Raw genomic sequence first — 10697 nt, forward strand, 5'->3', positions numbered from 1 at the left:
AGTCGAGAGGACCGCGATGCAACCACAATGGGTGCCGACCGAAGAAGACATCGCCGAGGCGAGGATCACCGACTTCGCCCGATTCGTCGCGGAACGCACCGGTGTGCACGCGACCGACTATCACGCGCTGTGGCAGTGGTCGGTCGACGATCTCGCCGGGTTCTGGCACGCGGTCTGGGACTACTTCGAGCTCGGTGACATCGCGGGCGAAGTGTTGGCGAGCGCGGAGATGCCAGGCGCGCAGTGGTTCCCCGGCACCCGGTTGAACTATGTGGACCAGGTGATCCGGCAGCTGCGCACCGACCGGCCCGCGATCAAGGCGGTCAGTGAGGACGCTCCGATCCGCGAGGTGTCCTGGGCCGAATTGATCGACCACACCGCCGCTTTCGCACAGACGCTGCGGTCGCTGGGTGTGCGGCCCGGCGACCGGGTGGCCGGGTATCTGCCGAACATCCCGGAAGCGGTGATCGCGTTCCTGGCCACCGCGAGCATCGGCGCGATCTGGAGCGCCTGCGGACAGGACTACTCGCCGAAAGCCGCGCTGGACCGTCTCGGGCAATTGGAGCCGACTGTCCTGGTCACCGCCGACGGCTACCGCTTCGGCGGCAAGGCGCACGACAAGCGCGACGACATCGCCGCGTTGCGTGCCGGCCTGGACTCGCTGAACGGCACGATCGCGGTCTCCCAGCTCGGGCTGGACGTGCCGGACGCGACCTCGTGGGACGAGGCGGTGACCACCACCGACGGGCTGCCTCCGGTGATCACCACGGAGTCGGTGGATTTCGACCATCCGCTGTGGATCGTGTTCTCCTCCGGCACCACCGGCCTGCCCAAGGGCATCGTGCACGGCCACGGCGGCGTGCTGCTCGAACACCTCAAAGCTGTTGCCCTGCAATCCGACATCGGACCCGAGGACACCTTCTTCTGGTACACCAGCCCGAGCTGGATGATGTGGAACTTCCAGATCGCGGGCCTGCTGGCCGGGGCGACCATCGTCACCTACGACGGCAGCCCTACCGCTCCGACCCCCGACGCGCTGTGGCGGATCGCCGCCGAGGTCGGCGCCACCGTGCTCGGCGCCAGCCCCGGCTATGTGCTGGCCTGCATCAAAGCTGGCTCGGTGCCGCGCACCGAGCACGACCTGTCGGCCCTGCGCACCGTCGGCATCACCGGCTCCTCGCTGCCCACCTCCTCGGCGCTGTGGCTGGGCGAGAACGTCGGCGAGCACGTCCAGGTGTCCTCGATCAGCGGCGGCACCGACGTGGTGTCCGCGTTCATCGGGGGCGCGCGCACCGTGCCCGTGTGGCCGGGTGAGCTGTCGGCGCCCTTCCTCGGCGTCGCGCTGGATGCCTACGACCCGGCGGGGCAGCCGGTGCGCGGCGAAGTCGGCGAGCTCGTCGTCACCGCGCCGATGCCGTCCATGCCGGTCTCCTTCTGGCGCGACGAGGACGGGAAGCGTTATCACGACGCGTATTTCGACATGTTCCCCGGCGTGTGGCGGCACGGCGACTGGATCACCATCACCGACCACCACAGCGTGGTCGTGCACGGGCGGTCGGACTCCACGCTCAACCGGCACGGCATCCGGATGGGCAGCGCCGACATCTACCAATCCGTCGAACGGCTCCCGGAGATCGCCGAAGCGCTGGTGATCGGCGCCGAGCAGCCCGACGGCGGATACTGGATGCCGCTGTTCGTGACCCTCGCGCCCGGCGCGGAACTCACCGACGAGCTGAAAGCGCGCGTCAACAGCACCATCCGCACCGAGGTATCCCCCCGACACGTGCCCGACGAGATCATCCTGGCCCCCGGCATCCCGCACACCCGCACCGGGAAGAAGCTCGAGGTACCGATCAAGAAGCTGTTCCAGGGCGCCGACCCGACCCGCGTCGTCGAACGCAGCGCCGTGGACAACCCGGACCTGCTCGACTGGTACGGCACGATCCGGCCCGGCGGGCGCGGCTGAGGGCGCTCCCGACTTCGGCTGCGGCCGATCCCGATCAGTTGCCGGACGCAGTGCCGGGAGCGCGCGAATCGGGCGCCGCGATCCAGAACGGGCGCGGCTGTGTGCGTCGCGAGTTCGGCTGCGGCGCAGAATTTTATCGGTGGTAGCCGCGCCCGCCGATGGACGCGGTGAAGACCGCCGCCCGCGCGCCGCGGGCGGCTTCCAGGTTGCGCTTCTCCTGCGGGGTGAGCCGATAGCGCGCCGTGATCCGCCGTACCGCGGCGACCACGGCGCCGAGCACCGGGATGGGGTCCACCGGGCGCAAAGCCAACGCCATGACGAACTCCTTACCAGAAAGACGCACCGGTACAGACGGTTTCGGACAAACGGAGTATTGGATGGTGAGCCGGGGTACGCGAGCGGCGGGCATCGGGCATGGACCGGCGTCCGGGTTTCTCCTAGCGTGGAGGCGACAGCCGGTTCGACATGCGCGTGGAGGTGGCATCGTGGCCGCACAGGACGTCCGAGAACGCACGGAGCCCGCGGGTTTTCCGCCTGGGCCCGCGCTGCCGCCGCTCGTGCAGAGCGCGTTGTTCCAGCGGGACCGGGCCCGGTTCCTCACCGCGATGGCGCGCCGCTACGGTGACGTCTTCACCCTGCGGATCCCGCCGTTCGCCGACCGCGTCGTGGTGTACTCCCGCCCCGAGCACATCAAGGAGATCTTCGCGGGCGATCCGCACGACCTGCACGCGGGCGAGGGCAACCAGATCCTCGGTGCGATCATGGGCCCGCACTCGCTGCTGCTGACCGACGAGGCCGAGCACGCGCGGGCGCGCAGGCTGCTCATGCCCGCGTTCAACGGCGCCGCGCTGCGCGGCTACCGAGCGCTGATCTCCGAGATCGCGGCCGCGGAGATCGGCGGTTGGGCGCCCGGATCCACCGTGCGCATGCTGGACCGGATGAACGCGCTCACCCTCGAGGTGATCACGCGGGTGGTCTTCGGCGTCACCGACGAGCGGACCAGGGCCGAGCTGAACCCGCGCCTGAATCGGATCGTCCACCTGAATCCGCTGGTCTTCCTGGGTTTGAAGAGCGACCGATTGCGGCGGGTCGGCCCGTGGAAGAGCTTCGCCGAGAACCTGGCCGCGGTGGACGCCTTGCTCTACGCGGAGATCGCCGAGCGGCGGCGGGCGACCGATCTGGCCGGGCGCACCGACGTGCTGTCACGCCTGCTCGAGGTCGGCGCGGGCGACGGCGACGCGCCGCTCACCGATGCCGAACTGCGCGACCAGCTCATCACGCTGCTGCTGGCCGGGCACGAGACCACCGCCTCGGCGCTGTCCTGGGCACTCTACGAACTCGCCGCCGCCCCCGAGATCCAGCGGCAGGCCTCGGAGGCCGCGCGCACCGGCGACGACCGATACCTGGACGCGGTGCTCAAGGAGGCCATGCGGTTGCACACCGTCATCTCCGGCACCAATCGAAAACTGACCAGGGACATGACGATCGGCGGACAGCGGCTGCCCGCGGGCACCGTGGTCGCCACGTCGATCGTCCTCGCACACCGCCGTACCGAGGCCTACCCCGACGTCGCCGTGTTCCGCCCGGCCCGCTTCCTCGACGGCGAAGTGGCGCCGAACACCTGGCTGCCGTTCGGCGGCGGTGTGCGGCGATGCATCGGCGCGGGGTTCTCACTGCTCGAGGGCACCACAGTGCTGCGCGAAATCCTCGTCCGCGACACCCTTTCGCTCCCGGCGGGCAGCGCGCCCGAGCGCGGCAAGATCCGCAACATCACCACGGTGCCGCGCGGCCGAGCGCGGGTGGTGGTCGACCGGCGGTCAACCAGTATGTGAACAATGATTCTGTGTTCGATCAGCTCTTGTACTGGAATTATATTCGTGTAAGTTTGTCTCTGTTCGACAGCTAGTCTCGGCACGGCGCGCATGGTGCCCCGCGCTTCGGCCGAGTCCGGCTGTCGACTTCCGGACGCACCGGCGCGCACATCCCGCCTTGTCGCATGCCGGCGCGCACCGGAGAACAGGTACAGCTCCCGGGGGCCGCTCATCCCCGGGAGCCGTATCCCGTGGCACGGCCAGCCCGGCCATACGGCCAGGTCGTTACGATGTTCGTCATGAGTGTCGACAATCGCCGTACGGCGCGGAAGGCGAGCAGCGGCGACTCGGCACCTCGCGAGATCCGGCGCAGACCGAAGAACCGCCGTGCCCAGATCGCCGCCGCGTCGGCCGCCGCGTTCGGCGCGCTCGGCTACCACGGCGTCAGCATGGACGACATCGCCTCCGGGCTCGGCATCAGCTCAGCGGCGCTGTACCGCCACTACCCGAGCAAATACGCGCTGTTCCGGGAAGAACTGCTGCGCGTCGGCCAGGCGATGACCGAATCGGTCGAGCTGCCCGATGAGGCGGCCGACTGGCCCGCCGAACAGCGGCTGCGGCACGTGCTCGACGCGCTCATCGCGGTCACCATCGACAACCGCCCCACCGTCACGCTGGTGCGCTGGGAAGTCAGATACCTCGAGCCCGACGACCAGACCACGCTCAACGACCAGCAGGCCACGGTACTCGGCGCGCTGGGCAGCCAGCTGGCCGCGCTGCGCCCGGAACTCATCGAGGAGGACGTGCGCGTGCTGCGCGCCGCCTTGCTCAGCACGATCACCAGCATCGCCGACCATCACGCCGCTCTCCCGGCGAAACCCCTTGCCCGCCTGCTGCATTCGGCGTGCTGGTCGGTCGCCCACGCGAAGCTGCCCGCGACGCGCGCGGTCGAGCCGGTCGCGGTCGTGGAGATTCCGGATTCGTTCAAACACGAACTGCTGCTGCGCAAAGCGGTCGAGCTGTTCCACGAACGCGGCTACCCCAACGTCAGCGTGGAGGACATCGCCACCGCCGCAGGGCTTTCGGCGGCCTCGGCGGTGTATCGCTTCTACCGCGGCAAGAGCGACATCCTGGCCGCCGCGTTCCGCCGTGCCGCCGAACGGGTTTCCGGCGCCGTCGGCCCGGCCGTGGCGGCGGCCGGTGATTCCGAGGACGCGCTCACCGCGTTGATCACGCAATACGTCGCCGGATCGTTCGCCGAACGCGCCCTCACCTTCGTGTACTACACCGAGTTCCAGCATGTCCCCACCGAGGACCGCACGGTGCTGCGCAATATCCAGCGACTCAGCGTCGAGGAGTGGGCCCGGCTGCTGCGCGAGGTGCGTCCGGAGCTCGCTCCGGCGGAGGCGCGCATCCTCGTCCACGCGGCTTTCGCGGTGGTCGTCGACCTGGGCCGCGCCTTCGGCAACGAACCGCTGGCCGCCCAGGACCGGGTGCGCCTGCTGATGCAGCTGGTGCTCTTCGGACGGCCCGCGCGATAGTCAGATAAGTTAGCAGCGATTCTCGTTTCGATCGGCGCATTGTGCGACATTGAAGGCGGACCACCAGATTTTTGTGATCTACCGTTCATTTCTTCCCGGGACCGGGTAGCGTTGCTGTACCGAACGTTGTGTTGGGCTACCATCGCGGCATGGGTGCCCAGGACCGCCATGCCGCGGACAAGGCGGCCGACGGGACACCGGCACGCGTGATCCGGCGCCGACCACGTGACCGCCGCGCCCAGATCGCGGCGGCGTCGGCCGAGGCGTTCGGCGCGCTCGGCTACCACGGCGTCAGCATGGACGACATCGCCTCTCGGCTCGACATCAGCTCCGCGGCGCTGTATCGCCACTATCCGAGCAAATACGCGCTGTTCCGCGAGGAAGTGTTGCGGTTGGGCGCGGTCAGCGCCGAAGCGGTCCGGCTGCCCGAAGCCACGGACCTGTCCGCCGAGCAACGGCTCGCGCGGGTGCTCGACGCCTTGATCGAGGCCGCCATCGTCAACCGGCGCAGCGCGGCGCTGTTGCGCTGGCAGCGGCGCTACTTGGAGGAAGACGACGCGGACACGCTGGCCGATCAGCTCGCGGGCGTGAACGCGACGCTCACCGCACTGCTCGCCGAGACCAGGCCCGCGCTGTCGAAGGCCGATCGCGCCGTGCTGGCCGCGGCGGAACTGAGCGTGCTCAGCAGCATCGGTGATCACCATGTGTCGATCCCGGTGCGGACGCTCACCGCGCGGCTCACCGCGGCCTGCCACGCACTCGCCGCGTGCGAGCTGCCGCCGCCCGGCAGCGCCGAGGCCGAGAACTTCACCGCGACCGAGATCCCGCTCACCTTCAAACACGAATTGCTGCTGACGCGCGCAGTGGAGCTGTTCCATCAGCGCGGGTACCCGAACGTCAGCGTGGAGGACATCGCCAACGCCGCCGGACTGCCCGCATCCTCGGCGGTGTACCGGTTCTACCGCGGCAAGGGCGACATCCTCACGGCGGCGTTCCGCCGGGCGGCGGATCGGGTGTCGGCCGCCATCGGGCCTGCCGTCTCCGCGGCCGAGACGCCCCAGCAAGCGCTCGACACCCTGATCGAGTTGTATGTGGCCGGCTCGTTCGCCGAGCGCGAGCTGACCTTCGTCTACTACGCCGAAATCAGCAACGTGCCGCCGGAGGAGCGCACGGTGCTGCGCAACATCCAGCGACTCAACGTGGAGGAATGGGCCAAACTGCTGGGCGGCGTGCGACCCGAGTTGTCCGCCGCCGAGGCGCGGCTGCTGGTGCACGCCGCCTTCGCCCTGGTCGTCGACCTGGGCGAACGCTTCGGCTCCACCGACCCGGCCTGCTCCCCCCGGCGCGTGGTGCGCCTGATGCAGGCGATCCTCTTCGGCCACCTGACGCCGTAGCGCGGGATGGCCCACGGACGTGGGCGACAGCGCACCGTCGGTCCGGTAACGGCGGCCGACCGACCGGCGAACCCGCTCGACGCCTTCGTTCGCGAGAGGGCACACGGCCGCGGCGAATCGTGTGTGGCCACCGCAGCGAGGCGCCACTCGATGGCACGAGTATCGCCGAGTCGGCCAAGCGCGGGAGTCGGCGCGCGTGGTACCGGCGGAATCGTGGCGGAAGCTTTCGTTCGGGGGCTGGTCGCTCGGGGTGCTCGATTCCCGAGTCCGAGTACGGTGGGATCCGTGCCGACTACGTGGGCGTTGCCGATAGGCCGAACATCGGGCGCGGGCCCTGGGCCAGTTCGAGGGCACGGCCGGTTTTCGCCACCGGCGAACGCCGGGGCGGAATCGGCCTCGGGGCGATGCTGTTGCGGTAGAAAGGCCCGCGTCCGGTCCCGGCGCGACATTCGCAGGGCATCGGCGCAGTCTCCGACTTCGGAAAGAAGATTCTCATGAGCACAGATCTCGACGCGCAGCCCGCCGCGGCATCCGGAACCTTCGCCATCGGCGGCGATCTTCCGGTGCATCGGCTGGGATACGGCGCGATGCAGTTGACCGGCCCCGGCGTCTGGGGTGACCCCAAGGACCCGGACGAGGCGGTACGGGTGCTGCGCCGGGCGGTGGAGCTCGGCGTGAACTTCATCGATACCGCCGACTCCTACGGTCCGTTCGTCAGCGAGAAACTGATCCGCAAGGCCCTGCACCCGTATCCGGAGGGCCTGGTCATCGCCACCAAGGCCGGTCTCACGCGGCAGGGTCCGAACGAGTGGCGCCCGGTCGCGCGGCCCGAATACCTGCGCCAGCAAGCGGAACTGAGCCTGCGCCATCTCGGCGTCGACCGGATCGATCTGTACCAGCTGCATCGCATCGACTCGCAGGTGCCGCTGGCCGACCAGATCGGCGAGCTGGTCGCGCTCCAGCGGGAGGGCAAGATCCGGCACATCGGCCTCTCGCAGGTGACCGTCGAACAGCTGCGCCAGGTGCGCGAACTCGCCACCATCGTTTCGGTGCAGAACCTGTACAACCTCGCCAACCGCGCCGACGAGGACGTGCTGAACTACGCCGAGCAGGAGAACATCGGCTTCATCCCGTGGTTCCCCATCGCCACGGGCGAACTCGCCGCCCCCGGCGGTCCGCTGGCCGCCATCTCCGCCGAGCACGGCGCGACCCCCGCCCAGCTCGCCCTGGCCTGGCTGCTGCGCCGCTCCCCGGTCATGCTGCCGATACCGGGCACCTCCAGCGTCGCGCACGTCGAGGAGAACATCGCCGCCGCGCGAATCGAGCTGACGGACAAGGAATTCGAGGCGCTGTCGGCCGCCACCGCGTCGAGCGGAAACTGACCGTTGCTGCTGTCGGCTGAGCGCCCCACGGCAGGACCGATCGAACGCGACGCGTGAGCGGACGCCGGGAAGTCCTCGTACCCCGTCGTACGGGGTACGAGGACTTCGGCGCTGCCGGGGCTCCCTCGCCGTAGTCCCGTGCAGGGGATGAACGTCGTTGGCGGGCGGATCACGCTGCCGGCAACGAGTTCGCTGCGCTGCCAGTCGGTCAGCGCGAGTATCCGTCGGCCCTGTTGTCGGGGACGACGCGGCCGGATGCGACCAAGGTGCGGAAGGCCGCTTGTTTGCGGGGGCAGGCGTCGGCGCGGCAGGGGCGGTGGCCCTGCATCACGCGGTGCGCCTGCTCGACGGTGAACGGCTCATCGGGCGGTCGGTGCGCGTCCTCCGCGCCGCCGTGCGGCAGGCAGGAGCCGACGCCGACGATCGCGGCCACCAGCAAGGTGCACGCGCCGAGCATGCTCAGCAGCGGGTTCACGGCCGCTCACTGGTCGGCGGCCTGCCGGGAACAGAACGCCGACGCGGTTAGGTATTGCCTGCAGTGCGCGCCGTGCCCGGCGTGGACGGCGCACAGGAACCGCGCGCGGTCATAGGTCAGGCCGAGCGGTTCCTGCGAGCAGTCGCGGCTCTGAATCAACCACAGCTCTCGGACATCCGAGTGCAACACGTCCATCGTTCACCTCCATAAGCGCAGTGCACCCGGCACCGAGAAGGCGCCGCCGGAGCCGCGCTCGACACGGATGGATCGGGCCGTGTCGGGACCGTGCGCCGGGTTCCGGACAACGGGCGCCCTCGACAGGGTTTGGGCGGACCCCCGATGCCGGGTGCGATTCAACAGTGCGCGTTGCGATTCGGTAGATAACAGACCCGAATGCGGTAATTGCGAGTACTTTCCGTTTGTAGCGGCCTGGAGCGAGGAAGAGAGACCTATGGTGGAGGTCGACTGGACGGGCGAAGCTGTACATGCGCTTCGCACGGCGATGAAGCGAAGCCGTTACGAATTCGCGCGTCTGGTGGGCGTCACACCGCGCACCGTGGTCCTGTGGGAGAACGGCCGGACAACCCGGATGCACGCCGCTAGCCAGCGTCTCCTGGACAGGGTCTTGTCGGGCGTCGATTCCGTCGTCGCCGAACGATTCGAGCGCGCGATCACCACGCGCCAGGAGCCGGCCCCCGACCACGAACGCGCCGATTCGGCGCCCGAAAGGCACACCAAGCTCGGTAGGGAAATCGGGCTCGACAAGGAAGTCGAGGAAGACGACGTGAGAAGGCGAGAACTGCTGGCCTGCATCGGCGCGGGCATGGCAGGCCAGGCGGCGGACCTGGTGGCGAGCGAACCGGAGCGGATGCTGGCAACCCTCGACGCGGGGTCGATCAGCGAACGGCGACTGGCGTTCCTGGAGCAGTCGGCCGAGGTCCTGGGCACGCGGGTGGTGCAGGTTCCGCCCCACGAGCTGTTGCAGACGGGGCTCGAGCAATTCCGGCTGGTACGTGGCTGTCTCGGCGAACGGCAGCCCACCCATCAGCAGGTCCGATTGGTGCGCACGGCCGGACGGCTGGCGAACGTGGTGGGCGAGATCCTCTTCAACGAAGGGCATTTCGGTCAGGCGCGCATGTGGTATGCCACCGCGATCCACGCCGCGCAGGACATCGGCGACCGTTATTCGGAGGACATCGCCCTGGCCGGACTCGCGTATTTGCCGACCTATAGCGATAAACCGAAGGAAGTTTTGCAGTTACTCGACGGCCGCTTGCAAGAAAATCCGTCCTACGGCCCGGCCGCCGCATGGTTGTGGGGAATGGCGGCGCGCGCGCACGCCAGTCTCGGGCACGCCGATGAATTCGCGCGGTGTATCGCACGATCGGCATCGGCTTTGGAAGACGTCGGGTCCGAAGACCTTTCGGTCGGTATTTTTTCTTTCCGCCCGGAGAAACTCGCTTTTTATCAGGCGATCGGATATTCCCGGCTCGGCCGCGCCGAGGAGACCGCCGTGGCGGCCGCCCGCGCGATGGCGTTGTACGACCCGTCGGAGACCATGGAGCCCGCCTTGGTCCGCTTCGAGCACGCCACGGCGCTGCTGGCCTCGGGCGAGGTCGAGGAGGCCTGCGCGGTGGCGACCAGCGCCATCACGAACGCGCACACCTACGTGGGGCTCACGGTCACCAAGCGCGCGAAACAGTTCGACTCGGCGCTCGGCGGCCTGCGCACCAGAGCCGTCGCGGAATGGCGGCAGCACGCGCACGCGGTGATCGACGCGGCACACGCCGAGGTCTGAGCCCGGAGACGAGGCGGGGCGCACCGGTCGGCAGGGGGATGTGGACCGGCGCGCCCCGCGTATTCAGGTGGTCAGTTCGCCTCGGTGGACATGGCTTCGATGAGCGACTTGGGACGCATGTCCACCCAGTGGGTCTCGACGTACTCGAGGCAGGACTTGCGGTTGGCGGCGCCGTAGGCGATGGACCAGCCGCCGGGAACGGCGGCGAAGACCGGCCATAGGGAATGTTCGCCTTCTTGGTTGATCAGGACGTAGAACTTGGCGTTGTCGTCGTCGAACGGATTGGTCATTTCGGATTTCCTTCTTCCTGGTCGGATCAGGTTGGGGGGT

The 10697-nt window shown here is 68.9% G+C and carries 10 protein-coding genes; 6 read left to right on the plus strand and 4 right to left on the minus strand.

Annotated elements, in window-relative coordinates; translation table 11 throughout:
- Window positions 1-16 precede the first annotated feature (16 nt).
- Window positions 17-1966: an acetoacetate--CoA ligase gene (locus ACIA5H_RS05100; RefSeq protein ID WP_397074047.1), complete on the plus strand. Its 1950-nt coding sequence runs from the start codon at window positions 17-19 to the stop codon at window positions 1964-1966.
- A gap of 133 nt (window positions 1967-2099) precedes the next feature.
- Here ACIA5H_RS05100 and ACIA5H_RS05105 read toward each other — a convergent pair whose 3' ends face one another.
- On the minus strand, window positions 2100-2282 hold the full coding sequence (locus tag ACIA5H_RS05105) for a hypothetical protein (protein ID WP_355074823.1): 183 nt from the start codon (window positions 2280-2282) through the stop codon (window positions 2100-2102).
- Between the two features lie 169 nt (window positions 2283-2451).
- On the opposite strand from ACIA5H_RS05105, the gene ACIA5H_RS05110 reads away from it, so the two are divergent.
- From ACIA5H_RS05110 to ACIA5H_RS05125, 4 genes are all read left to right on the plus strand, one after another.
- Entirely contained in the window at window positions 2452-3798 is a 1347-nt protein-coding gene (locus ACIA5H_RS05110; protein ID WP_397074049.1) for a cytochrome P450, read from the plus strand.
- Window positions 3799-4076: 278 nt separating this feature from the next.
- The gene (locus tag ACIA5H_RS05115) at window positions 4077-5318 is read left to right on the plus strand and encodes a TetR/AcrR family transcriptional regulator (protein WP_379250587.1); all 1242 of its coding nucleotides are present in this window, start codon (window positions 4077-4079) and stop codon (window positions 5316-5318) included.
- A 149-nt stretch (window positions 5319-5467) separates the two neighbouring features.
- On the plus strand, window positions 5468-6712 hold the full coding sequence (locus ACIA5H_RS05120) for a helix-turn-helix domain-containing protein (protein WP_355074828.1): 1245 nt from the start codon (window positions 5468-5470) through the stop codon (window positions 6710-6712).
- A gap of 494 nt (window positions 6713-7206) precedes the next feature.
- Window positions 7207-8094, plus strand: coding sequence for an aldo/keto reductase (locus ACIA5H_RS05125; RefSeq protein WP_397074052.1), 888 nt, complete (start codon window positions 7207-7209; stop codon window positions 8092-8094).
- Window positions 8095-8302: 208 nt separating this feature from the next.
- Here the strand turns inward: ACIA5H_RS05125 and ACIA5H_RS05130 are convergent, their stop codons facing one another.
- Together ACIA5H_RS05130 and ACIA5H_RS05135 are read right to left on the minus strand one after the other, a co-directional pair.
- On the minus strand, window positions 8303-8569 hold the full coding sequence (locus ACIA5H_RS05130) for a hypothetical protein (protein ID WP_379250583.1): 267 nt from the start codon (window positions 8567-8569) through the stop codon (window positions 8303-8305).
- 6 nt (window positions 8570-8575) lie between these two features.
- On the minus strand, window positions 8576-8764 hold the full coding sequence (locus tag ACIA5H_RS05135) for a hypothetical protein (RefSeq protein WP_355074836.1): 189 nt from the start codon (window positions 8762-8764) through the stop codon (window positions 8576-8578).
- Window positions 8765-9071: 307 nt separating this feature from the next.
- Between ACIA5H_RS05135 and ACIA5H_RS05140 the strand changes: the two genes are divergently transcribed.
- Window positions 9072-10367, plus strand: a complete 1296-nt coding sequence (locus tag ACIA5H_RS05140) for a helix-turn-helix domain-containing protein (protein WP_379250581.1) — start codon at window positions 9072-9074, stop codon at window positions 10365-10367.
- Between the two features lie 71 nt (window positions 10368-10438).
- Here the strand turns inward: ACIA5H_RS05140 and ACIA5H_RS05145 are convergent, their stop codons facing one another.
- Window positions 10439-10657 (minus strand): MbtH family protein, encoded by a 219-nt coding sequence (locus ACIA5H_RS05145; protein ID WP_355074840.1) that lies wholly within the window; start codon window positions 10655-10657, stop codon window positions 10439-10441.
- Window positions 10658-10697: the final 40 nt, after the last annotated feature.

This window comes from Nocardia sp. NPDC051900, from assembly GCF_044452545.1.
GTDB lineage: Bacteria > Actinomycetota > Actinomycetes > Mycobacteriales > Mycobacteriaceae > Nocardia > Nocardia sichangensis.